This window comes from Salmonella sp. NW722 (assembly GCF_051702785.1).
Taxonomy (GTDB): Bacteria; Pseudomonadota; Gammaproteobacteria; order Enterobacterales; family Enterobacteriaceae; genus Salmonella; species Salmonella enterica.
The window spans coordinates 39,393-64,202 of sequence record NZ_JAMMIN010000010.1; the positions used below are offsets into that span (position 1 = coordinate 39,393).

General features: G+C 52.0%; 21 protein-coding genes. 9 read left to right on the top strand and 12 right to left on the bottom strand.

Features of this window, described 5'->3' with window-relative positions:
* The first annotated feature begins 86 nt into the window (after positions 1-86).
* Together NA330_RS20610 and NA330_RS20615 are read left to right on the top strand one after the other, a co-directional pair.
* Complete coding sequence (locus NA330_RS20610) at positions 87-398, top strand: cytotoxic translational repressor of toxin-antitoxin stability system (RefSeq protein WP_001159632.1); 312 nt, start codon at positions 87-89, stop codon at positions 396-398.
* Positions 399-689, top strand: coding sequence for a helix-turn-helix domain-containing protein (locus NA330_RS20615; protein ID WP_000362050.1), 291 nt, complete (start codon positions 399-401; stop codon positions 687-689).
* Positions 690-735: 46 nt separating this feature from the next.
* Here the strand turns inward: NA330_RS20615 and fdhE are convergent, their stop codons facing one another.
* From fdhE to fdnG, 4 genes are read right to left on the bottom strand one after another with little or no spacing between them, the layout of a single operon-like run.
* The gene (fdhE, locus tag NA330_RS20620) at positions 736-1,665 is read right to left on the bottom strand and encodes a formate dehydrogenase accessory protein FdhE (RefSeq protein ID WP_000027730.1); all 930 of its coding nucleotides are present in this window, start codon (positions 1,663-1,665) and stop codon (positions 736-738) included.
* Complete coding sequence (fdoI, locus tag NA330_RS20625) at positions 1,662-2,297, bottom strand: formate dehydrogenase cytochrome b556 subunit (RefSeq protein WP_000829025.1); 636 nt, start codon at positions 2,295-2,297, stop codon at positions 1,662-1,664. The genes fdhE and fdoI overlap by 4 nt, the downstream gene beginning before the upstream one ends.
* On the bottom strand, positions 2,294-3,196 hold the full coding sequence (gene fdxH / locus NA330_RS20630; RefSeq protein ID WP_023242404.1) for a formate dehydrogenase subunit beta: 903 nt from the start codon (positions 3,194-3,196) through the stop codon (positions 2,294-2,296). Before fdxH ends, fdoI begins: the two co-directional genes overlap by 4 nt.
* Positions 3,197-3,208: 12 nt before the next feature.
* The gene (gene fdnG, locus NA330_RS20635) at positions 3,209-6,259 is read right to left on the bottom strand and encodes a formate dehydrogenase-N subunit alpha (protein WP_077943964.1); all 3,051 of its coding nucleotides are present in this window, start codon (positions 6,257-6,259) and stop codon (positions 3,209-3,211) included.
* A gap of 194 nt (positions 6,260-6,453) precedes the next feature.
* Here fdnG and fdhD point away from each other — a divergent pair, with 194 nt between their 5' ends.
* Positions 6,454-7,290 (top strand): formate dehydrogenase accessory sulfurtransferase FdhD, encoded by an 837-nt coding sequence (fdhD, locus tag NA330_RS20640; RefSeq protein WP_001059739.1) that lies wholly within the window; start codon positions 6,454-6,456, stop codon positions 7,288-7,290.
* 267 nt (positions 7,291-7,557) lie between these two features.
* On the opposite strand, the gene NA330_RS20645 is transcribed toward fdhD, so the two are convergent.
* On the bottom strand, positions 7,558-8,589 hold the full coding sequence (locus NA330_RS20645; protein WP_000710967.1) for a YiiG family protein: 1,032 nt from the start codon (positions 8,587-8,589) through the stop codon (positions 7,558-7,560).
* Positions 8,590-8,771: 182 nt separating this feature from the next.
* Here NA330_RS20645 and NA330_RS20650 point away from each other — a divergent pair, with 182 nt between their 5' ends.
* The 4 genes from NA330_RS20650 (at position 8,772) to NA330_RS20665 (ending at position 16,275) form a co-directional block, all read left to right on the top strand.
* The gene (locus tag NA330_RS20650; RefSeq protein ID WP_023242406.1) at positions 8,772-9,749 is read left to right on the top strand and encodes a YiiG family protein; all 978 of its coding nucleotides are present in this window, start codon (positions 8,772-8,774) and stop codon (positions 9,747-9,749) included.
* 658 nt (positions 9,750-10,407) lie between these two features.
* Positions 10,408-12,243: an ATP-binding protein gene (locus tag NA330_RS20655; RefSeq protein WP_049828074.1), complete on the top strand. Its 1,836-nt coding sequence runs from the start codon at positions 10,408-10,410 to the stop codon at positions 12,241-12,243.
* A gap of 2 nt (positions 12,244-12,245) precedes the next feature.
* Positions 12,246-14,555: a hypothetical protein gene (locus NA330_RS20660; RefSeq protein WP_052894820.1), complete on the top strand. Its 2,310-nt coding sequence runs from the start codon at positions 12,246-12,248 to the stop codon at positions 14,553-14,555.
* Between the two features lie 586 nt (positions 14,556-15,141).
* Positions 15,142-16,275: a YiiG family protein gene (locus NA330_RS20665; RefSeq protein ID WP_023242408.1), complete on the top strand. Its 1,134-nt coding sequence runs from the start codon at positions 15,142-15,144 to the stop codon at positions 16,273-16,275.
* Positions 16,276-16,630: 355 nt separating this feature from the next.
* Here NA330_RS20665 and NA330_RS20670 read toward each other — a convergent pair whose 3' ends face one another.
* Together NA330_RS20670 and NA330_RS20675 are read right to left on the bottom strand one after the other, a co-directional pair.
* Entirely contained in the window at positions 16,631-16,954 is a 324-nt protein-coding gene (locus NA330_RS20670; protein WP_000527677.1) for an AzlD domain-containing protein, read from the bottom strand.
* Positions 16,954-17,613 (bottom strand): AzlC family ABC transporter permease, encoded by a 660-nt coding sequence (locus NA330_RS20675; protein WP_000683586.1) that lies wholly within the window; start codon positions 17,611-17,613, stop codon positions 16,954-16,956. The genes NA330_RS20670 and NA330_RS20675 overlap by 1 nt, the downstream gene beginning before the upstream one ends.
* A gap of 100 nt (positions 17,614-17,713) precedes the next feature.
* On the opposite strand from NA330_RS20675, the gene NA330_RS20680 reads away from it, so the two are divergent.
* Positions 17,714-18,262, top strand: coding sequence for a helix-turn-helix domain-containing protein (locus NA330_RS20680; RefSeq protein ID WP_001517951.1), 549 nt, complete (start codon positions 17,714-17,716; stop codon positions 18,260-18,262).
* 88 nt (positions 18,263-18,350) lie between these two features.
* Here the strand turns inward: NA330_RS20680 and rhaM are convergent, their stop codons facing one another.
* From rhaM to rhaB, 5 genes are all read right to left on the bottom strand, one after another.
* Positions 18,351-18,665: an L-rhamnose mutarotase gene (gene rhaM, locus NA330_RS20685; protein ID WP_000619478.1), complete on the bottom strand. Its 315-nt coding sequence runs from the start codon at positions 18,663-18,665 to the stop codon at positions 18,351-18,353.
* Positions 18,662-19,810, bottom strand: a complete 1,149-nt coding sequence (fucO, locus tag NA330_RS20690) for a lactaldehyde reductase (RefSeq protein ID WP_000009253.1) — start codon at positions 19,808-19,810, stop codon at positions 18,662-18,664. The genes rhaM and fucO overlap by 4 nt, the downstream gene beginning before the upstream one ends.
* A 126-nt stretch (positions 19,811-19,936) precedes the next feature.
* Complete coding sequence (rhaD, locus tag NA330_RS20695) at positions 19,937-20,764, bottom strand: rhamnulose-1-phosphate aldolase (RefSeq protein WP_001179685.1); 828 nt, start codon at positions 20,762-20,764, stop codon at positions 19,937-19,939.
* 142 nt (positions 20,765-20,906) lie between these two features.
* Complete coding sequence (gene rhaA / locus NA330_RS20700) at positions 20,907-22,166, bottom strand: L-rhamnose isomerase (RefSeq protein ID WP_000211468.1); 1,260 nt, start codon at positions 22,164-22,166, stop codon at positions 20,907-20,909.
* Complete coding sequence (rhaB, locus tag NA330_RS20705; protein WP_000143965.1) at positions 22,163-23,632, bottom strand: rhamnulokinase; 1,470 nt, start codon at positions 23,630-23,632, stop codon at positions 22,163-22,165. The genes rhaA and rhaB overlap by 4 nt, the downstream gene beginning before the upstream one ends.
* A gap of 287 nt (positions 23,633-23,919) precedes the next feature.
* Here rhaB and rhaS point away from each other — a divergent pair, with 287 nt between their 5' ends.
* Positions 23,920-24,756: an HTH-type transcriptional activator RhaS gene (gene rhaS, locus NA330_RS20710; protein WP_000217112.1), complete on the top strand. Its 837-nt coding sequence runs from the start codon at positions 23,920-23,922 to the stop codon at positions 24,754-24,756.
* Positions 24,757-24,810 lie beyond the last annotated feature (54 nt).

Genomic DNA, 24,810 nt, shown 5'->3' on the forward strand with positions numbered 1-24,810 from the left:
TTAATTTTTGTACTGTGAAATGATGATGCTATACGCCATTGACGTATAGATTATTTTCACTACTATAAGCCAATGGCGTATGGAATATGCAATTTATAGAAACGGAACTCTTTACTGAAGATGTTAAAAAACTGCTCGATGATGATGAATACCATAAGCTTCAGGTTTTTATGGCTCAGCATCCAGATTGTGGTGATGTCATTCAGGAAACGGGCGGCCTGAGAAAAATGCGCTGGGGATCGCGAGGCAAAGGAAAGCGTAGTGGCGTGCGAATTATCTATTTTCACCGTAGTCAACGGTATGAGATTCGCTTGCTTCTGATTTATCAAAAAGGCATTAAAGATGATCTCACGCCGCAGGAAAAAGCGGTGCTTCGTATGCTGAATGAGAGGTGGTAGATGGATAAAGTGTTATTTGAGCGATTAACTCAAAGTATGTCTCAAATGAATGAAATCATTGAAGGGACCCGTGAGCCTTCTCGTACCTTTCATATTGATGCAATGAAGATTAAAGAAATACGGCAGGCATCTGGGTTGTCGCAATCTAAGTTTGCAGAACTGATTTCGGTCAACGTGGATACGCTGCGCAACTGGGAGCAAGGAAGACGTTCACCGACAGGGCCAGCCAAAGCGTTACTTCGCGCCATTGCCAACGACCCGAGAAACGTTATACAAGCATTGCGTTATTGAGCAATGATCCGGCTAACGTAGATTGCTAGCCGGTATACCAGAGAACTTATTCCCCTTCCCCCGGGAACAGGAACGGGTTGATGGAACTGCGGGCGAAGCCCTCCTGTTCCATGCGCGCGTCCAGCACCAGCGAGGCGAGGTCGTCGGCCACTGCTTCCACTTTCGGGTCTTTTTCCTGATAGAGAATCTTCAGGTAAGTCCCGCAATCGCCGCAACTTTCGGCTTTCACCGCAGCCTGCTCATTTTCCAGTGACCAGTAGTGTAAGTCGCGGCTCTGTTCGCAGTTACTGCATTTTACGCGCACGACATGCCATTCGGTTTCGCACAGGTTACAGTGCAGATAACGCAGCCCCTGCGTGGTGCCGATCTGCACCATGCTGGAGACCGGCATCGAACCGCACACTGGGCAATACTGGCGCGCTTCACCGTATTCCGCGCGGGCTTTGCCTGGAATCAAGCTGGCCATTTGCGCCCAGTAAAGGGAGAGCGCGGCCCAGATAAACGGGGCTTTATCGCTGCTGACGGAGGCAAAATCCGAGGCAAACAGCGCGCTGGCCATCTGCTCCAGCTCCTGCTCTGAGGCTTTCTCCAGGTTCTCAATTACCGCCAGCGCGGGGCCGCTCATCTCGGGTTTTAGCTCGGCAATTAACGAATGCAGCAGTTTTTGCCAGTGCTTATCACGCGGCAACACGTGGATATCCAGCGGCGGCTTGCCCTGGTCGTTCGCTTCTTTAATACGTGCGGTCAGATCCATCTCCAGCGGATGGTCGTACAGCACCACTTCCTGCGCGTGCGCGATAAGCGCGGCAAAGCGCAGGTAATCGCCCAGCGGGTTATTTTCAGCCAGCTCGCGCAGACGTTCGGCGCGGCGGTTGTAGACGTTTTTGAGTCGGGGGAACAATAACGGCGGAATCATATCCGCCGTACGTTTCTCGCTCGACCCCAGCTCATCTTGCGGGATTATGCGAATACTCATTCAGTTTCTTTTTCCGTTGTCTTGCGGACTTCTCGGTACCAGCGCGGGTGATGTTTCTTCGCCCACGACCGGGTTACCCAGCCTTCCACCATCGCGGTAATGGTGCCTTTCACCCAAAGGGCGGCGTAGATATGCACCATGATAACCACAATTAACGCTACTGCGGCAAAAGAATGCAACATTAACGCGAATCGGATCACCGGGATTGAGAAAGCAGGCGCAAAGTACGGACGCCAGATAATTACCCCGCTCACCAGCAGCAGCACCAGGAAGATAATCGCCGCCCAGAATACGCATTTCTGACCGAAGTTATAACGCCCGGTGTCACCCACTTCCTCGTTGACGACGATCTTACGAATATTCTTCGCCCAAAAGATATCATCCCGATTGATTAGATTGTGGTGCCAATAACGGAAAAACATGATGATGAACGAGGCAAACATAACCACGCCCACAAACGGGTGCAGAATTCGCGCCAGTTGTGGGGTGCCCAGGATATGCATCAACCAGTTGAAGGATGGGAATAAAAAGCCCAGCCCGCTCACCGCCGCCAGCACGAAGCAGAAGGCGACGATCCAGTGGTTGATGCGTTCCGGCGCCGTATAGCGCACGATGGTGTCACGTCGTTTCATTTGCGCACCTCGTCTTTCTCTTCATGCAGGTTGTCATCTTCCTCTTCCGCGCGGTTCGGGCCGACGCCGACATAGTGGAAGACGCTGGCGGCAAAGGTCGCGGCAAAACCGAACGCGGCGAGCGGTTTCCAGACGCCTTTCCAGAACTTAACGGTTTCGCTGATTTCCGGGTTTTCCGGCAGACCGTGATACAGATTCGGCTTGTCGGCATGATGCAGCACGTACATGACATGCGTACCGCCTACGCCGGCCGGATCGTACAGCCCTGCATTGTCGTAACCACGGGTTTTCAGCTCGGCCACCCGCTCGCCCGCCAGCGTTTTCATATCCTCTTTCGAGCCAAAATGAATGGCGCCGGTTGGACAGGTCTTCACGCAGGCCGGTTCTTGCCCCACGGTCACGCGGTCGACGCACAGCGTACATTTATAGACGCGGTTGTCTTCCGGGTTGAGGCGCGGGACGTTGAACGGGCAGCCAGCGATACAGTAGCCGCAGCCGATACACTGCTCGGACTGGAAGTCGACAATACCGTTAGCGTACTGAATGATCGCCCCTTCCGCCGGACAGGCCTTCAGGCAGCCGGGATCGGCGCAGTGCATACAGCCATCCTTACGGATCAGCCACTCCAGTTTGTCGTTCTGTTCCACTTCCGAGAAGCGCATCACCGTCCAGGATTTCGCGGTTAAGTCCGCCGGGTTGTCATACACCCCGACGTTATTGCCCACTTCATCACGGATGTCGTTCCACTGGGAGCACGCCACCTGACACGCTTTACAGCCGATACAGGTGGTGACGTCGATGAGTTTCGCCACCTCTTCCTGGTGGTCCCGCGCCTGGGGCGCGGGGGTGAAACCGTTAGTGGCGGAACGACGAATGATGTCTTGCGATTGATAAGCCATAGGTCGTCTCCGTTACACCTTTTCCACGTTCACAAGGAAGGATTTAAACTCCGGCGTTTGCGTGTTCGCATCGCCGACGAAAGGCGTTAACGTATTGGCGATAAAGCCTTTTTTCGCTACGCCTTCGTAGCCCCAGTGAATAGGAATACCGATGGTATCGATATCCTTGCCGTCCGCTTTCAGCGTGCGAATACGCTTGGTCACCACCGCTTTGGCTTTGATATAGCCGCGGTTCGAGGAGACCTTCACGGTATCGCCATGCGCGATACCGAGCTTATTCGCCAGCTTCTCGCCAATTTCCACAAACTGTTCCGGCTGGGCGATAGCGTTAAGCAACGCGTGCTTGGTCCAGTAGTGGAAGTGCTCGGTCAGACGGTAAGTGGTTCCGACATACGGGAACTTATCCGCTTTACCCAGCGCGTCGGCATCGTCTTTAAAGATACGGGCGGCAGGGTTAGAGATAACGTTCGGGTGCAGCGGGTTAGTGCCCAGCGGCGTTTCAAACGGCTCGTAGTGTTCCGGGAACGGCCCTTCCGCCATCTTATCGATAGCAAACAGGCGCCCCATCCCTTCCGGCTGCATGATAAACGGTCCGACGTCGCTGCCGGGCGCGGCGGCGCTGTAGTCCGGAATATCCCATCCGGCCCATTTTCCGCCTTCCCATTTCAGTAGCTGACGTTTCGGATCCCAGGGATTACCCTGCGGATCGGCGGAGGCGCGGTTATAGAGGATGCGGCGGTTAAGCGGCCATGCCCATGCCCAGCCCAGCGTGTTGCCGAGACCAGACGGGTCGGCGTTATCACGACGCGCCATCATGTTGCCTTCCGGCGTCCAGCTACCGGCGAAAATCCAGCAGCCGCTGGACGTCGTACCGTCATCGCGCAGTTGCGCGAACGAACTGAGCTGTTGACCTTTCTTCACCACCACCGCGCCGGTTGCCGGGTCGATAAGATCGGCCAGCGCTTTACCGTTACTTTCCATCGCCACTTCTTCAGAGGCGGGTTCGTATGGTTTGGTGTAGTTCCAGGTCATATTCAGCACCTGTTCCGGGTTGGCGCCGCCCTGTTCAGAGTACATCTTACGCAGGCGTAAGAAGATACCGGCGAGGATTTCGCCGTCGGTCATGGCAATTCCCGGGGCGTCCGCGCCCTTCCAGTGCCACTGTAACCAACGACCGGAGTTAACGATGGAACCATTTTCCTCGGCAAAACAGGTGGAAGGCAGACGGAACACTTCGGTCTGGATTTTTGCGGGATCAACGTCGTTCGACTCACCGTGGTTTTGCCAGAAGGTGGACGTTTCGGTGTTGAGCGGATCGATAGTCACCAGGTACTTCAGTTTGGAAAGCGACGCGACCACTTTGTTTTTGTTCGGGAATGAGGCCACCGGGTTAAAGCCCTGGCAGATATAGCCGTTGACCTTGCCCTGTTTCATCATCTCGAAGTACTGCAGTACATCGTACCCTTTGTCCCACTTCGGTAGCCAGTCAAAGCCCCAGCTATTTTCCGCTGTCGCTTTATCACCAAAGAAGGCCTTCATCATCGAGACGAAGAATTTCGGATAGTTGCCCCAGTAGTTGACCTGATCCTTCAACAATGGCTTCGGCGTATTGGCAGCCAGATAGGTTTGCAGGTCGGTCTGTTTTTCGCTCGGCAGCGTCAGGTAGCCCGGCAGACTTTGCGACAGCAGTCCTAAGTCGGTCAGTCCCTGAATATTGGAGTGACCGCGCAGGGCGTTAACGCCGCCGCCCGCCATCCCCATGTTACCGAGCAGAAGCTGGATCATCGCCATAGTACGGATGTTCTGCGCGCCGATGGAATGCTGCGTCCAGCCCAGCGCGTACAGGAACGACGCGGTTTTATCTTTTGCGCTGGTTTCTGCAATGTACTCGCACACTTTCAGGAAGTCCGCTTTCGGCGTACCGCAGATATTTTCTACCACGTCCGGCGTATAGCGTGAGACATGCTGTTTCAACAGATTCCAGACACAGCGCGGGTGTTGCAGTGTCGTATCGCGTTTGGCAAAACCGTTTTCGTCCAGCTCATAGTGCCAACTGGTTTTATCGTACTGCCGCTTGTCTGCGTCATAGCCGGTGAACAGACCATCATCGAAGCCAAAATCTTCACGCACGATCAGGGTGGCATTGGTATAGGCCTCGGTGTATTCACGGTTGTATTTTTCGTTGGTCAGCAGATACAGCATCACGCCTGACAAGAAGGCAATGTCAGTACCAGAGCGTATTGGCGCATAGAAATCGGCCACCGACGCGGTACGCGTAAAGCGCGGATCGATCACAATCAGCTTCGCGCCGTTGTGAATTTTGGCTTCCATCGCCCAGCGGAACCCGACCGGGTGAGCTTCTGCGGCGTTACCGCCCATCACCACGACGAGGTTGGCGTTCTTGATGTCGACCCAGTGGTTGGTCATCGCACCGCGACCAAATGTTGGAGCAAGACTTGCTACCGTTGGTCCGTGTCAGACACGCGCCTGGTTGTCGACCGCGAGCATACCCAGCGCGCGGGAGAATTTTTGCGTTAAATAACCCGTCTCGTTACTGGATGCGGAAGCGCACAGCATCCCGGTGGTGAGCCAGCGGTTAACGGTAACGCCTTCGGCGTTCTGCGCCTGATAGTTGGCGTCGCGATCTTCCTTCATCAGTTTAGCGATGCGGTCAAACGCTTCTTCCCAACTGATCTGTTGCCACTTATCTGAACCCGGCGCGCGGTATTGCGGGAATTTCAGGCGGCTTTCAGAGTGGATAAAGTCCACCAGACCGGCCCCTTTCGGGCACAGCGCGCCACGGCTTACCGGATGATCCGGGTCCCCTTCGATATGGAAAATAGATGCTTTGGCGTTTTTCGCACCGTCGCCGAGGCTGTACATCAACAGCCCGCAGCCAACGGAACAGTAGGTGCAGGTGTTACGGGTTTCGCGGGTGCGCAGCAGTTTATATTGCCGTGTTTCCGCTAGCGCTACGCCGGGCGCGAAGCCCAGTGCCGCCGCCGTGGTGCCTGCCATACCGCCAGCGCAGATCTTAAAGAACTGCCTTCTGCTGACCTGCATGGTTTGCTCCTTGTTTCGACATTGTCACTTCTCTTTCACATTTCTCTATCTGAAACGCTCAGGGAGTGGTTGTTATTTTTCTTTGCGGACGGGCCCGCAAAGGTTCAGAATTGGATAAATTTTCCTCCATCCGGGAGGAGTTGTAACAGAATACCATAATGTTGGTGTGTGTGTTCTTATATGGTTAAAAGAAAGTGAACAATATACTGTCTGAAGAAGTCCTAAATGTGACTGATTTCACAACCTCACGCCAGTTGACTCTCTGGAAACGCGAGGATTTGCAGTCCCCCCAACTTGATGATGTTGCCGAGGAAGTGCCAGTGGCACTGGTGTATAACGGCATTTCGCATGTCGTTATGATGGCCTCTCCGAAAGATCTGACGCATTTCGCAATAGGGTTTTCTCTGTCGGAAGGGATCATTGACAGCCCGCGTGAAATCTATGGCATGGACGTTGTACCGTCCTGTAACGGACTTGAAGTGCAGATTGATCTTTCCAGCCGTCGATTTATGGGGCTGAAAGCGCGTCGTCGCGCGCTGGCCGGACGTACCGGTTGCGGCGTGTGTGGCGTGGAACAGCTCAATGACATCGGTAAGCCGGTGCAACCGCTGCCGTTTAGCCAAACGTTTAATCTCGGTAACCTTGATCGCGCGTTAAAACATCTGAATGATTTTCAACCGACGGGTAAGCTGACGGGTTGTACGCACGCTGCGGCGTGGGTCATGCCGTCGGGTGAACTGGCGGGGGGCCATGAAGATGTCGGACGCCACGTTGCGCTGGATAAACTGCTCGGCCGCCGCGCTACGGAAGGTGAGGAATGGCGGCAAGGCGCGGCGCTGGTTTCCAGTCGTGCGAGTTACGAAATGGTGCAGAAGTCGGCGATGTGCGGTGTGGAAATTTTGTTTGCGGTTTCTGCTGCCACCACGCTCGCGGTTGACGTCGCTGAACGGTGTAATCTTACGCTGGTGGGGTTCTGTAAGCCGGGTCGGGCGACGATTTATACCCATCCGCAGCGGTTAATCGCAGACTAAAATAGTACCCTCTACATTTGCGTAAAATATATATTTTCTCAATTTTACAGCCTCTCTTGATAACGGAATCACGTATAGTGGCGAGGCCATACAGGTTTTAATCGTTTTTATGCTGGGCCGCAGCTTATTCCAGCCATTCACGAGGCGCTTGCTACCCGGTAATACTTCGAACGAAAAAAGCGCCTCTGGGGCGCTCTTTCGACAGTCGCTAACGACTTATTTGCTCAGTTTAGCGGTTATATGCACGCGATTTGCAGCGTGAAAAGCTTAGAACTCACGCTCAAGATGATAGCCATTATAGGTATCGATGAGTTCGTTATAAGCTTTAACCACAGCCTCATAAGAACCATCTACCATATCGCCGCTGCCGCTATTGAGGTAGTCCTGCTCATGCGAGGTATACGCCACGTTATCGCGCACGCGCCGAATGCGTTTTTTCACCTTGCCCTGGAATTTTTCCAGCTCAGAAATAAAGCCAGGGAAGCTACGATGTTTATCTATATCAACGTTGATCTTCTCGTTTAGCTTCTGAGTATGCTCTTCAAAATCAGCGAGCTGTTTGCTTACTGCCGCCACATCAAAAGAATCATCAGCTACAGCGTCATTAAGCGTCTCGGCTTCCTGCATCGTCAAAAGCGTATAGTACTTAATGGATTTACCTTCTTTCTTCTCGGTCGCCTTAATTTCATTAGCCGCATGCTGCCCACTCATAATGGTAATCTCGGCGATATATTTTTTCGCAATGGGATCAAACTCATCGAACTGTTTTATAAACGTTTTATGGAACGCTTTAGCGCCAGCAAAGGCATCATCCTTGAAGTTATCTTGATCATAGTATTTATTCATACTATTGATTGTTTCAGCTAGTGGCCCAGCCGCATTAATAAATGCCAGAGCAGCACTATCCAGAGAGGCAAACGCCGGCTTTAATTCAGCCGCCGCCTTGATGTCTTTCCGGCAGTCCTGGATAAATGCAGGATACACAGGAACCAGCGGAGAGGGATCGTCTTCCTTACCGGTAGGACCGGTGCGGAAATCGTCGAATGTGTTAGCATAACGATTTACAGCACGGTAAATATCTGCCTGGAGATTATTATAACAATCAATGTAAACATTCAGCTTTTGGTTAAGAACATCGTTCGCATCTGCGCTTTCCGCTGATGTGGATTGTGTATTGCTCGCTGATGAATCCGCACTTTGAGCTACAGGTTGTTCGTCCGCTTTTTTTTCATCACAAGCGCTTAGCCCGGCAGTCATCAGCATAGCGATAATAATTGATGATAACAAATCCTTTTTCATTAGAATAACCTATAAATAATATCATTGAAATTTACAGATTCATTTTAATGAAAAAAAACAGGTATGTGATTTATTCAACACAAAAAATACTTAATCCATATTTCATTATAATTAACATCATCAATATCAATGTGTTCGTTAAAATAAGAGAACCTCAACGTAAATATACAGAAGGCAATTAAATGAAAAGGAATTTATTATCCTCAGCGATAATCATTGCATTAATAGCGTTAGGGACAACGGGATGCGACGACCAAAAATCCCAGAAGAGTACGTCAACAGACTCTTCAGCCACCAGTACCTCCGTGAATCAGAATGATTCGGATGCAATATTGGCACAAAAAATGAATGTTTATGTTGAATGCTATAATGATATTAATCCCATGATTCTTTCGAGTGTTAAAGGCTATGCCGATTGGGTGGACATGGATAAAGGTCCAACGGGTAAAGAACGGTATATCAGAGGGATGGGAGATGTTACTGTCGATTTAGATAGATGTCTGGCAAAAATAACAAAAGTTTCATCATTGAAACCTGAACTAAAGCCCATCGATACTCTGGCGCTAAACTATATTAATTCTTCAATAGACATGAAGAAAATAATACGTGAAATGGATAGTTACTATACCCAGGAAGACTACAAGGATGATGCTTTCACGAAAGCGAAAACTCTGCATACTCAGTTTATGCAGACATTATCGGTATTCAAACCGGCATCAGAGGCCTATGAAGATGCTATTCGTACAATGAATGACCAACGCCAGATGTTACAGTTGAAGAAGATTGAAGCTAAAGAAGGTAAGTCGTTTGACTACTATTCACTGTCAATGATGTTAATTAGTAAGAAAACCAATCAGCTTTTGCAAAATGACGGGTTTAATGTGGATGACGCGATGAAGCAAGTACAGGCGTTGAATGAGCATGTTGCGCAACTGAAAGCCAAACAAAATGACACCAAAAGTGGTTCTTTTCAGCGCGAGCAGTTTCTTGAGGCTGCAGACAAATATGTGCTGGCTGTAAAAACGCGAGTTCGTCGTGAACGAGATCACATCCCTTTGACCGACAGCGATAAAGAGAATCCGGCATGGGCTGAGGGTTCTTTTGATAAGGTAATCAGAGGTTATAATGATTTAGTGACAAGGTTTAATTTAATGAACTGAATGATTAAACTTTCAGATAAAGTGTTTTTATTGGGAAGAATTACTTAAGCAACGTGATAAACGTCTGATGGTCCGTTAACCTCGTAAATAGAACGGAATGTACCAGCGACTAAAAAATATTAAATATTATTTGGTTATTGTGACAATGTCAGCATTTCCGCACGGCTTGGTTAATGAACGATTTTATTTTTTATTGAAATTTGTTAATGATATTCATGTGATTTATATTGTTTATTTTTTTTGAAAATATAATTATGTTGAATAAGTTACAATAATTTTTACATTATTAATACAATCGTTAATATCGTAACTATTCCCGATTATGTATATACTCATTGCGCCTCGTCATGATGCTTTAGCATCATGACGGTAACATTAATTATTTGTCCGATTTTTACATATACACGAAATCATTCAAGTTGCATCAAGGCAGCAAGGGAATGAATCCCCTGGAGCGTACATAAGTACGTGACTGGGGTGAATGAGCGCAGCCAACGCAGAGGCAGCTTGAAGGATGAAATGTATAGCCAAGAAACAATCATCGTATCAATAATGAATATGAGCTGGATGCGATGATTGCGTGTTAAACCGAAAATTACGCACCGACTGTAAAAATAAAACTTTTCAACAGCAGGTGATGGATTATGAGTGTTGAAAAATGAGTGCATTGCAGCTATCCGACAGTTCTTTTTCTACTGAAGTCAATTTAAATGGATTAATAGAAGTTCTCAGTAAGCATCTTTATTCAACGCCCGTTGTTGCGATAAGGGAGCTGGTGCAGAACGGGCACGATGCGATTGTCCGCAGACGAATCGAACAGCCCGATGCCCCGCAGGATAACCACATCCGCGTTGTGGCGGATGTGGCAAAATCGACTATAACGATATCTGACACCGGCGCGGGCCTGACGGAAAGCGAAATTCATGGCTTTCTGGCGACCGTCGGGGTGGGCTATACCCGGATGCTGCGCCAGCAGGATGATGACACAGGGTTAATCGGCATGTTCGGGCTGGGCTTTTTGTCGGCGTTTGTGCTGGCGAAAGATGTCACCGTGCTGACCACGTCCTGGCAAACGCCGGACCAAGGCTGGAAATATCACTCTGTTGATGGGCAGCGCTATACCGTTACGCCTTCTGACGCCGTCGCGCCGGGAACCCAGGTGATCCTGACGCTGAAAGAAGAATACAGCCATCTTGCCAGTAATAATCTGCTTAATCGCGTACTCTCAAGGTACTGCATTTTGTTGCATGAGCCAGTTTTTGTCGGCGATGCGACCGAACCGGTAAATAAACTCCAGCCGCCCTGGCGCGAATCGACGCCGGAAGGCGTGACGATGCACCGTGCGTTGGTCCAGCGTAAAAACCTCGCGTTCGCGGCGCAGTTCGAATCGTCCTTCGAACCTATCTGCACCCTGCCGGTGGTTCCGCAGGGGGGCAGCGATGCCGTGGGCATTCTGTGGATTCAGGACGGCGCGACTTACGGCACCAGCGACAACCGTAATCTATCCCTCTTTTTACGCGGAATGCTGCTTGATGACGAAGCGCGTGAACTCCTGCCGCCGTGGGCGGGGTTTATTGGCGGCGTGATTGAATCGTCGAAACTCACGCCGACGGCAAGCCGGGAAGATTTGCAGCGGGACGAAACCTGGGTTGCGGTACAGGAGGCATTGAAAGAAGCGCTGATTACCGGTTTGTCGGATCTCGCGCAAAACCAGCCGGAGATATGGCGACGCGTTTTAATGCGTCATAACGAAGCGCTGCTGGGCGCGGCGCTGTGTGATGATCGTCTTTTTGATCTGCTGAAGGATCGGTTGCAGGTGCCCACGTCGAAAGGCGCGGTGCTGGCGAAGGAACTCCGCATTAATAACAGCATCCATATTTTGTTGGGCGCTGATGGCGGCTTTGAAGAGATGCTATTCCATATTCTGCAACGGCCCGTCGCCAGAGGCGATCGCTATGCTGTGGTCCCGTTTTTACGACGCTGGGCGCTGTTATACCATTGTCGGATTATTGAAGTCGGCACGCAAAGCGGCAACGAGCAGCTCTTTACGCTCGCCGATTTACCGGCGGAACAGGTCGATTATCTGGAAGCGCATTTATGCGACAGCGAGCAATTAATTATCTCCCGCTTTGACCCGGATGTTTTGCCGCTGGTGGTGACCCTCGATCGTGAAGCCGAATTAAAACAAATCCTTGAACAGGACGATGCGGACAAGCGAATGAGTACCGCCGCATTAATGCTGGCGCGCCAGTTTACTTCGCAGATTAAACAAACCAAAACCTCCAGCTTATATCTCAATTTGAATAACGCCTGCGTCAAACAATTAGTTACGGCATTGCAGAATCATCAGCAACCGGTGGCGGCGCTGCGGTTATTAAAATCCCTGAAAGTTATTTTATGTAGTAATGGGAATAAAGAACAGCAATGGGATTTGCATCAGGCACTGGAAGATTTCACGCAGATTATCCCCTCATTAATTAAGCAAGGAATGTAAGAATGGATACATGGGAGTGGTACAACAACTACAGTAAAGAGTTGCGGGATGCCGGGCAGGGATATATTCCCCAGATAATTGATGACTTTTCTGAAGGCGCGCTAAATTTACAATTGGAAAAGTGTGATGCGCTGTTGCCAGAAATGAAAGCCCTGAATCAGGTCGCCAAAAATCCGTGGCTGGAGATATTTATCGGGCACTGGGAGATGCGTCACCGCCTGACGAATTATAGCGAAGGCGAAAAGGTCCTGCCTGACGTTGTCGCCCTGTTTGAAAAAGCGCACCGGGAAGAAGCGAAAGATTGTCCGCAATCCATCTGCGTCACCCAGGATTTATCCGCCTGCTATGAAAACATAGATGGCCCTGGCTGGGCGGCAGAGCGAATGGCGGTCTGCGAAGAGACGATTGCGCGCATCGACCCCACCTGGAACTGTTTTCAGTGTTTGTCCACGGAATATGCCAGCGCCCTGATGGACACCCATCGGCACGAAGAAGCGTTAGCATATTTGGATAAACAGATTGCGGCGGTGAAGGATTCGGGAGAGGAATACGTTGAGGCATTGCTCTCGACGCGAGTCGATATCCTGATCGCGCTGCAACGCTATGAAGAGGCGCGTGAGCTGGTTGAACATTTGATCGCTGAAAATGACTATTGGGGGCGCGATCGCATCGGTTATCCGCTGAAAAAGCTGTACATCATGGCGCTGAGCGGCGGGCAGGATGAGGAGGTCTGGGAAGCGTTACCCGCCTGGTCGGACCTTACGCCTTACTCCTGGGATCTGTGGCTGGATATTTTGATTGTGTTGCTTCCCCGTTATCCGGAACGTAACCACTGGCGGCTGGCGAGAATTTTCCAGCACATGCTGGAACACTATTCTAAGGTGGGGGCGCACCGTAAACTGGTGGATCTGGCGAAAATGCAGATTAACCTGGCGCTGGATCGTGAATCCGTCTGGGTCGCGAAGCAGGCGTTTAAACTTGCCCAGCGGCATATGCCAAAACTGCGCGCCCTGTTGGGCGTTGACCGGGAGTATCTGGAACTCAGCGAGAAAATTGCCGCCAAAGAAGCAGAACTGTCGGCGCGCCCCGCTATGCCACAAACTGAAAATACGGCGGAAGACGCAGAGGCCGATCCAGAAAAAGATGTTGAAGAGTTCCGCCGCGCCTTTATGCAGTCACCTGAGGATGCGGAGTTACTTGGCCGACTGGTCAATGCGCTGAACGCCTGTTACGCGCGGGACGAGTCGATCGCGCTTTTGCGCCATTATGTTGAAAACCATCTGCAAGAGGACAACGGCCTTCCTTTTGATCTGCTGGACCTGCTGTTGGCGAAAGACGAGCTGGAGGAGATTGAACAACTGGCCCGGCAGTATGACGCATCCGGGCAGGAGCATATGGCGCTGTGGTTCCGTGCGCGGGTTCTCGGCTCGCAGGAAGACTGGGCGCAACTGGAAGCGACAGGGCAAAAACTGCTGCAAACTAAAATTGGCGGCGAGTGGATTGGCGCTTACCGGATGTGCGCATGGGCGGCGCAAAAACAGGAAGCCTACGACAGGCAACTGGAATATTTACAGCAGCTACTGGCACTGCTCACACGGCGCGAAGAAGATCCCCGCAACACCCAGTGGGATATGATGGCGGCGGCCAGCATTTTGCAGAAATGGGATATCGTGCGCAGGCTTGCGGCGGAGCTGGAGATTGAACTCACCGAAGGCGAAGGTTTTATCGATGAAAACTGGGGGCTAATAAACCTGCGTTTCCGCGAAGATTACGAATACCGATACTATTTCGCCCAGCGCATTGGGCCGGTGACGGCAAGAGTGGTTGAACCCACTTATCGTACTGATTACCCGCAGCATGTCGGTGAAATCGTGGTCTTTGACGCCGAGCGACTGAATACGCCGCCGGAAGACGAAGAAGAGCGGAAGAACTTCATGCCTTTATATGCCAGCCTGAAAACGGTGATTCCAACAGAGTACGGCGAATCCTGGTTTTGCGACGGCGTCATGCCGGAGGAAGCGCAGTACAACGCTTTTCGCGAGGCTATCAGGGAGCTGGGGTGGTATTACTGGAGCAGTAGCACGGATGATTACACCTTAACCGATAGCCATCAGGGCGACGATGCGACTCCCCTCCCAGGATTTTACTTTGTTATCAGCGCGCCGCAGTCGGTAACGAAGGCGGATATCGATAAAACGCTGACGCGTTTGACCGCCGACTGGGAGCATCCGCTATGCTGGTGGCGGCTGGCGCAGGCCGCAGGCGTAAATGAAGAGAAACACCGCGCCATTGCTGAACGGTACGGGATGTAACCTGCGGGGCTATATTCCCGCCGAATACTGTCAGAAATAGTGGAATTTGTTGAAATTAGCGTTGTTTGTAGGCCGGATAAGGCGCAAGCGCCGCCATCCGGCGAAACTCAGGCAAGGCTTGTCAATCATCTGAGACAGCGGGAAATGCTCCCGCTGTCTGTTGTGATGACAAACTCAGTACCTGATGGAGCGCAGCTTTAAGGTTTGCGAGATCGTTTTACAACATGTTGATATTGCGGATTTTGTAGACTGGGTGGCGCGAAGCGAAACCCAACATTCAACATCCGTCACCGTAGGCGCTGGGCGAGAGTTGGGTCTCGGCAAGTCTTACCGTAAATAGACCCGTTTTAGTTCTATGCATTTTTTGAGATCCGGCCAGATTGGTGATAACAAATTCTCTTTCATTAGAGTAACCTATAAATAACATTATTGAAATTTACAGATTCATTTTAATGAAGAAAATAGGTATGTGATTTATTCAACACGAAAAATACTTAATGCATATTTCATTATAATTAACATTATCAATATCAATGTGTTCGTTAAAATAAGAGAACCCCAACGTAAATATACAAAAGGCAATTAAATGAAAAGGAATTTATTATCCTCAGCGATAATCATTGCGCTAATGACCCTGGGCGCAACAGGATGTGATGACAATAATGTTAAAACCGAGGCGACGCCGGCCGCCAGCAGTCAGCCTGCGACGCCAGCGCCTTCTCAGACGCCGGAAACGCAATCTGGCGAAAGTCCAGCGCAGCCACCAGCAGCGAAGCCAGAAACGGCAACTCAGCCCCCGGCGGCGAAGCCAGAAACGGCAACTCAGCCCCCGGCGGCGAAGCCAGAAACGCCAGCTCAGCCGGAGGTTGACGCTGAAGAAGTTTATAGTGAAAAAATGGATGTCTATATCGATTGTTTTAATAAACTTCAATTGCCCGTTCAGCGCAGTCTGGCGCGTTACGCGGATTGGGTGAAAGACTTTAAAAAAGGTCCGACAGGGAAAGAGAGCCTGGTTTATGGCATTTATGGTATTACGGAGTCTTACATAACGAATTGCCAGAAAGAGATGAAACAGGTGGCCGCCTTAACGCCATTACTTGAGCCTATTGATGGCGTTGCCGTTAGCTATATTGATAGCGCCGCCGCGCTGGGTAATACCATTAACGAAATGGAAAAATATTATACCCAGGAAAACTATAAAGATGATGCCTTTGCTAAAGGTAAGGCGCTGCATCAGACATTACTGAAGAATATCGAGGATTTTAAACCCGTCTCGGAAAAATATCATGAGGCTATTCAGGAAATAAATGACAGGCGGCAATTGACACAGTTGAAGAGAATAGAAGAAGCGGAAGGTAAAACATTTAACTATTATTCTCTGGCTGTCATGATTTCGGCAAAGCAGATCAACAAGGTTATTTCTGCCGATACCTTTGATGCCGAAGCGATGATGAAAAAAGTCGCGGAACTGGAAACAATGATTACGCAATTGAAAGAAGTGAATACTGATGGCCGTAATTCTTCTTTCATCAGCTCTGCGGCTGATTATCAGCTACAAGCTAAAAAATATATTCGTCGCATCAGAGACAATGTTGAGTATTCTGATTTTGAAAAGAAACGGGTGCAGGACCCTGCAACAGGATGGATGGTTGCGGATTCTTATCCGGCGTCGTTGAGAAGTTATAACGAGATGGTGGATGATTATAACCGCCTGCGTTGAGTGACGGCACATTAACTCCGTGCAGGCTGGCGCAAGCGCCTATAAAATTACGCTATAACGCCAATAAAAAGCGCCGATCAGGCGCTTTTTTCGTTTATGTATTCTTCATCAGGCAATATCCGTAAAAATAGCTGACGTAAACATTAACTAAAGAGAGCTATTAGAAAAACCAGTAATCTGAAGCTATCACAAGATGTTGACGTCACGCTGGAAGGTACTGGTAGTGTCATTGAGGATCGGCATTTATATGGAAAGCATTTATCCCGCCTGATGCGAAAATTCTGAGCCACTTCAGCATAGGGCGGCCCAGCCTTCATCACTTATAGGGTGTCACGTCCAACTGTTCTGTAAGACGTTAATTAATACCCGCCATTCGTAATAACGCGGTCACCACCGCAGCAGCGATAATCACCACAATAAGCGGCATTTTACGCCAGGCTAAAAATACGGCGAAGCCAACCCCAAGAACGCGCGCCATTCCGGCAAAATGTTCGCCTTCGTAAAAGGTGGTCGCCAGCGCGACGGAGAATAGCAGCACCGTTGCCGCATCCGAAAGCAGCGCCTGTGAACGCTCAGACAGCGCCAGACGGCTGCCAAGTTTCGCGCCGCCGAGGCGCATCAAATAGGTCCCCGCAGATAAAAGAGCAATACCGATAATAAATAGCGTCATATTGCCCATTATTTTTTCCTCGCCAGTAGGCCAAGCAGCGAAAGCAACACCGGCAATCCGGCAGCCACAAAGGGAACGGCGGCAAGCGACAGCGCGGCGCCGCTGCAACCACGAATCAATGTGGTGCGGTTTTTAAACGCCGGGATCACCAGCGCCAGTAAGATTGCCGGGAATACGGCATCCAGACCGATGGTTTCTGGGGCCGGGAGCAGTTTGCCGACACCAGCGCCAATCAGTGTGCCAATCGGCCAGAATAGGGCGACGCCCAGACCGCATAGCCAGTAGGCGGCTTTACGTTGTTCGGGTGTTTTTTGCGACAGGCCGAACACCACGCTCTCATCATTCATAATATGGCAGCCGAAAAAGCTGGCGGCGCGGGTGCCAACCAAATCGCGCACCGTTACGCCAAACGGCACGTGGCGCGCATTCACCAGCAGTCCTGCCGCCGCCGCCGCTAACGGATTGCCGCCGCTGGCAACAATGCCGATAAACATAAATTCGGACGCGCCCGCCAGCACAAAAATAGAGAGGACAAACGGCACCCACAGTGGGAAACCGTAGGCCATCGCCAGTGAGCCATAAGACATGCCGACGACGCCCACGGCCAGGCACACTAAAAATATCGCTTTTATCGTGTCTCCCTTGAGACAGGAAAAATAGTGTTTCATCTTCTTTAGTCATATCGAACGAATTTTCATTATAATGAACGGAACAGATTTGCTTTACAAGACGAACATTTCGTTCGTTATAGTGAACGTTGGATGCTTTATGACACAACCTATTAGCGTCATTGCCAGAAGTCTGGTACGCGAACGCCAGCGAACCGGACTGTCGCTGGCGGAGATTGCGCGGCGCGCAGGCATCGCTAAATCTACGCTTTCACAACTGGAAGCAGGAAACGGCAACCCCAGCCTGGAGACGTTATGGTCGCTATGCGTCGCGCTCGACATTCCCTTTGCCAGGCTGCTGGAGCCGCAGGTACAAAAAACGCAGGTGATTCGCCGCGGAGAAGGCACCAAAGTGGTGGCGGAGCAGGCGCATTATCAGGCGATATTACTGGCGGCGTGTCCGCCCGGCGCGCGGCGTGATATCTATCTGCTGTTGACGCAGCCGGGGGCCGACCGGATCTCTCATCCGCATCCGCCGGGGTCGGTGGAACATATTATTGTTACGCAGGGAAAAGCCCTCGTCGGCTTAACCGAGGCGCCGGAAGAGCTGGCGGAGGGCGATTACATTTGTTATCCCGGCGACCAGGCGCATATCTTTAAAGCGCTGGAACCGGATACTCAGGCTATCCTGGTAGCGGAGCAGAATTGAACTTGCCGGATGGCGGCGTAACCGCCTTATCCGGCCGACAAAAAATAAAACCGTAGGCCCGGTAAGCTTGCGCCATCGGGCACACGACTTACTGCAGATAGAACACCTCTTTTAGCTCTGCGCTGACCGGGCTGTTATCCGGATTCGCGGGCATAACGTCACGCATATGTTTCCACCAACGCTGGCAAACGTCGGTGCTGGCAACGGCGTTCCAGCGCTCCTCGGATTCAATCTCAACGGTGGCGAACAGCAGATTGCGCTCCTGATCGAGATAAATCGCGTAGTGATGCGCGCCGTGAGATTTTAATACGGCTTCCAGCTCCGGCCAGATTGGGTTATGACGACGCTGATACTCCTCGTGCGCGTCGGCATTTACCTGCATCACAAAGGCTTTGCGGATCATAACGCCTCCAGGTACAGCTCGCGAACTTCATCGCGGCTGGCGGTGCGCGGGTTACACGGCGCGCACGGGTCGGCGAGGGCTTTATCCAGCCAGCCTTCGATATCTTCTTTTGTGACGCCCAGCTTGCTGAAACCTTCTGGAATGCCGACGCGTTTGCTCAGCGTACGGATAGCATTAATCGCTTCCTGACTTGCGGCTTCGTCAGACATACCGCGCGTCTCCACGCCCATCGCCTGTGCGATGCGGGCAAAACGCGCGACGGCGTTCGGACGGTTAAAATTCTCGACAATTGGCAGCAGGATAGCGTTGCAAACGCCGTGCGGCAGGTTGTGGGTTGCGCCCGGCTGGTGCGCCAGCGCGTGAACCAGCCCCAAACCAGCGCTGTTGAACGCCATACCCGCCAGGTACTGGCCGAATGCCATTTGCTCACGGGCTTCGAGGTTATGACCATCGTCAACCGCTTTCGGTAGCCACACATTGATTAAGCGAATCGCTTCCAGCGCGTTAGCGTCGGTGAGCGGATGCGCGCCAACGGAGACATAGGCTTCCACCGCATGGGTCAGGGCATCCATGCCGGTTGCGGCGGTCACAGAAGCCGGGATTTCCAGCATAACGCTGGCGTCATCCACGGCAATATCCGGGATGATATTCGGGTCGATGATCACCTCTTTGACCTTACGGGCAGAGTCGATAATCACCGCGTTGCTGGTCATCTCTGCCGCGGTACCTGCCGTAGTGTTAATCGCTACCAGCGGTACGCCGGCGTTTTTCACTTTGCCGACGCCGGAGTAGGCGGTAGATGGACCTGGGTTGGCGGTCAGAATTTTCACCGCTTTTGCGGTATCGATCGGGCTGCCGCCGCCGAAGGCGATAATGTAGTCACATTCTGCGCTCTGATACGCCGCAAAACCTTTCTGCACCAGCTCTTCTGTCGGATTTGGGAACACCTCATCAAACAGGTGGTAAGACATTTGATGTTCATCCAGTGCGCTAAACAGGCTATCCAGCAGGCCCAGCTTTACCAGTTGACCATCGGTAACGATCAGCGCTTTGCCCCATTGCTTATTCGCCACGAGGTTCACCATATCGGCAATCGCTCCAGCGCCATGCAGGCTAATTTTTGGCAGTGCCAACATAAAGCTCATCACTATTCTCCTTAAAAAAATTCCCTGTTGCCCGATGGCGCTACGCTTATCGGGCCTACGGTAAAATGCGCACCGACCTGTAGGCCGGATAAGGCAAAGCCGCATCCGGCGTTGAGTTGGGAGGTATTAGTACAGCGCTACGGCGCTGGCCAGCGGTGTCACCCCAAAACGTTTGCCGAGTGCGACCAGTTCTTCGCGCGTGATGGTCTGCTTCATACCGCCCATCGAATAGATTTTGACTAATACCTCAGCGGATTTCTCTGCGGTATCTATCAAACCGAAGGTTTCATCCAGCGTAGGTCCGCTTCCGAACACGCCGTGGAACGGCCACAGCACCAGCGAATGTTTCTGCATTTCTTGCGCGGTGGCCTGGCCGATTTCATCGGTGCCTGGCACCATCCACGGCAGAATGCCGACACCGTCCGGGAATACCACCAGACATTCGGTGCTGCCTTCCCACAGTTTGCGGGTGATCAGCGCAGTGTTGTTTTCCAGTACGTAGGTGAGGGCGATCAGGTTAGTCGCATGGCAATGCATAATGACGCGGTCTTTGCCGTGGGTGGCTTTGATGCGTTCGCAGTGGGAAAGGAAATGCGCCGGGAGTTCAGAGGTGGGTACCGCGTCGTGGGTTAAGCCCCACAGAATGTGGTAGCCTGCGCCGTCGCTGTCGATTTTGACCACGCCTAAATTGGCTGCCGGATCGAGCTGCACGTTGCGGAAGAATTTGCCGGAACCGGTAACGATAAACGGCGTATTCGCCAGCAGCGGCATGGGTTGACTTAGCGCGATATAGCGCGGTTTTTCGTGGAAATTAGCCGCAAAAGGCGCGATATCGGCTTCATCCAGACGTAGCGTCAGGTTACCGCCATTACGTTCGTCCCACCCTTTCAGCCACGCATCAGACGTGGCTTTAATCATGCCCTGGACAAACCAGGAATCGGTAATATTTTGCATGTTCGTGTTCCCATTCATTGCCCGAAGGTTATTCGGGTCTTACGTAGGCCGGATAAGCGCAGCGCCATCCGGCAATCGTGTTTCATTTATTGCCGGATGGCGACGCGGGCGTCTTATCCGGCCTACAGATCAGGTGTCGCAGTCAGCTACGTTTGCTCAGGATCTCTTTTTCGTAGGCGCGAACGCTGTCCAGCCACTGGCTGCCAGCCGGCGTGTCGTGACGCTGGCAATACATTTCCCAGACGGCCTGCCACGGCAGAGATTTCTGCTCTTCCAGCAGCGCCAGACGCGCGGTGTAATCGCCGCTGGCCTCAAGCTGACGCAGTTGATCTGTGGGTTCCAGCAGAGCGCGCAGCAGCGCTTTTTTCATGTTGCGGGTACCGATAACCCACGCGGCGACACGGTTGATAGAGGCGTCGAAGAAATCCAGACCGATATGCACACGGTCGAACAGGTTATGACGGACGATCTCGCTGGCAATTGCCTGGGTTTCATCGTCCAGGAGCACCACGTGGTCGCTATCCCAGCGTACCGGGCGGCTAACGTGCAGCAGCAGCCGTGGCACGTAGAGCATGGCGGCGGAAATTTTGTCGGAAATCACTTCAGTGGGATGGAAGTGGCCCGCATCCAGGCACAGCGCGGTCTGACGGCTGGTGGCGTAGCCCATGTAGAACTCATTGGAGCCGACGGTGTAGCTTTCCGCGCCGATGCCAAACAGTTTGCTCTCAACGGCGTCGATGTGGTGCGCCGGGTCGAATTTCTCGCTAATGACCTCATCCAGCGCTTCCAGCAGGCGCTGGCGCGGGGCTAAACGGTCGACGGTAATGTCTTTCATGCCGTCCGGGATCCAGATGTTCATCACCGACGGCGTACCGAGCTGCTCACCAAAGTATGCCGAGACGCGGCGGCTGGCTTTGCAGTGATCGATCCAGAACTGGCGAATTTTCGCGTCTGGATGAGAGAGGGTAAAACCGTCAGCGCTCAGTGGATGAGAAAAACAGGTGGGGTTGAAATCCAGCCCCAGCCGGTTCGCTTTCGCCCACTCCACCCAGTTTTTAAAATGCTCCGGTTTGATCTGGTCGCGAGCAACCGGCGTATCCGACTCAAGGTAAATGGCGTGCAGGTTCAGCCGTTTTGGGCCTGGGATCAGACGCAGCGCCTGTTCCAGATCGGCGCGCAGTTCGGTGGCGTTACGCGCTTTGCCCGGATAGTTGCCGGTCGACTGAATTCCGCCCGTCAACGAACCTTCCGGGTTCTCGAATCCGGCAACATCGTCGCCCTGCCAGCAGTGCATGGAAACCGGCAGGCGATCGAGCTGGCGCAGCGCCTCCTCGACATCAATACCTACTGCGGCGAAACGTTGTTTTGCCAGTTCCCAGGCTTGTTCCAGTTGAGTGGTCATGCGCAAAGCTCCTTTGTCTGTCGTTTGGGTTGAAACTGCGCAACGTGGCGGGCAATTTCACTATCAGGATTAGGGATATAGGTTGTCAGGTCGTAGTTAGCGCTGACGACCTGACGGAAGTCATCGACGTTGTTTAATTCGTCGAGGGTCATAAGCTGAATACCAATATTGCCAAGGGTGGAGGCTTCAACCGGCCCGGCCATCACGCGAATACCACATGCATCGGCGCACAACTGGTTGAGTAGCGCGTTTTGGCATCCGCCGCCGACAATATGCAGTTGGGTAAATTTTTCGCCGCGCAGATTTGCCAGTTCGTGCAGAATGTCGGCATATAACAGCGCCAGACTGTCGAAAATGCAGCGCGCCAGTTCGGCATCGCTGACGGGAACGGGCTGGTCGGTCTCGCGACAGGCGGCCTGGATTTCGGCGCGCATATCGTCAGGATTGATAAAGCGATCGTCATTCGGGTTAATCAGGAAACGGCAGGCCGGCAGCGCTTCTGTTTGGGCGATAAGCGCAGGCAGATCGGTAATGCGCCGTTCTTTCAGCACGCGCTGGAGCAGCCACAAACCCATAATGTTTTTCAGTACCCGATAACGCCCTTCCGCGCCGCCTTCGTTGGTGATATTGGCAGCCAGCGCCTCGTCAGTGGTGTAGGGCATTTTGCTTTCAAAACCCATCAACGACCAGGTGCCTGAAGACAGGTAAGCGCTATGTTTATTTGCCAGCGGAGAGGCAATAACGGCGCTGGCGGTATCGTGGCTGGCGACGGCTACCACCGGAATACGGTTGCCCTGCGGGCAAATCCAGTCGCCGATAACATTGCCAGGGTGCGAGGGGCGACCGAACCAGCTCTTTTTCGCGCCGGTCCACGCCAGCAGGGTATCGTCCCAGTCATCGGTATTGATATTGACCAACTGGGTGGTCGTGGCGTTGGTGTATTCCCAGTTCATTTCACCGGTCAGGCGGTAGCTGAAATAATCGGGCATCAGCAGCGCATGAGCGACCTGCGCCGTTAACTCAGGCTGTTGTTTCGTCAGCGCGCGTAGCTGATAGATGGTGTTAAACGGCAGAAACTGAATCCCGCTGCGGCGATAGATTTCGCTTTTGCCGATCTGGACCAGCGCTTGCGGCATGATGCCCGTGGTACGGTTATCGCGGTAGGAGACCGGCAGGCCGACACGCTGACCTTGTTTATCCAGCAGGACATAATCGACGCCCCAGGTGTCGATGCCGATGCTGTCGATAAGAATGCCTTCATTGCAGACTTTCTTCAGACCAAGACGGATATCCTTTTCCAGACTGTCGATGTCCCAGGTGTCAAACCCGTCTGTTTTTTGTAGGCAGTTCACAAAACGGTGAATTTCACGTAGCGTCAGGGTACGGTGTTTGCTGTCGTAACGCGCCAGCATCACGCGCCCGCTGGATGCGCCGAGATCAACCGCGACACAATGGCGAAAAGTCATAATCAGGTCCTTCTTAGAGTCATTGCGCACAGTCTAAAAAAGCCCTCAAAGACCTACCTTCTCGTTACTGACAGGAAAATGAGCCGCTGGCAACAAGGCAAAGATGAACGTGATAGCGTTCACAGTTTCTACTAATAGGCCGGTGTGATGTCGTCCGCATTTCCCGCTTTTTCCCGCCTTTTCTTGAAAAAAAGACCATGTTTGCGCGCTTTAGCGTCAAAAATTTAAGGTGAGGCCGATAACCCTTAATTACTATTCGGACATGTTGAATTCAGGAGGAAGCAACCATGACCGTACTGCATAGCGTGGATTTTTTTCCATCAGGTAAAGCACCCGTGGCGATTGAGCCTCGTCTGCCGCAAGCCGCTTTCCCTGAACATCATCATGATTTTCATGAAATCGTGATTGTGGAACACGGTACGGGCATTCATGTATTCAACGGGCAGCCGTATACCATCAGCGGCGGTACCGTGTGTTTTGTTCGCGATCACGACCGGCATTTATATGAACATACCGACAACCTATGCCTGACGAATGTACTGTGGCGTTCACCGGACGCCTTCCAGTTCCTGGCGGGGTTGGATCAATTGCTGCCGCAGGAGCAGGATGGTTACTATCCTTCTCACTGGCGGGTGAATCAGAGTGTGTTGCAGCAGGTGCGCCAGTTGGTCGGTCTGATGGAGCGCGCCGGAGACGGCATGGATGCGCCTGCCGTGGCGAATCGCGAAATTTTGTTTATGCAACTACTGGTGTTGTTACGCCGCAGTAGCCTGATGGAAGGCGCGACCAATAACGACGCCAAACTCAACCAACTGATGGCATGGCTGGAAGACCATTTTGCGGAGGAGGTCTGCTGGGAGGCGGTAGCTGAACAGTTTTCGCTGTCGCTACGTACGCTGCATCGTCAGCTTAAACAGCATACCGGGCTGACGCCGCAACGTTACCTTAATCGCCTGCGTTTGATCAAAGCCCGGCATTTATTGCGCCATAGCGATCATAGCGTGACAGAAATCGCGTACCGCTGCGGTTTTGGCGACAGTAACCACTTTTCGACTCTGTTTCGCCGAGAATTTAACTGGTCGCCGCGGGATATCCGTCAGGGACGCGATGCGATAATCCAGTAACGCGAACGCTATCAACGTTTTCGTCGCCAATATGCTGATAATTATACCCTTTAA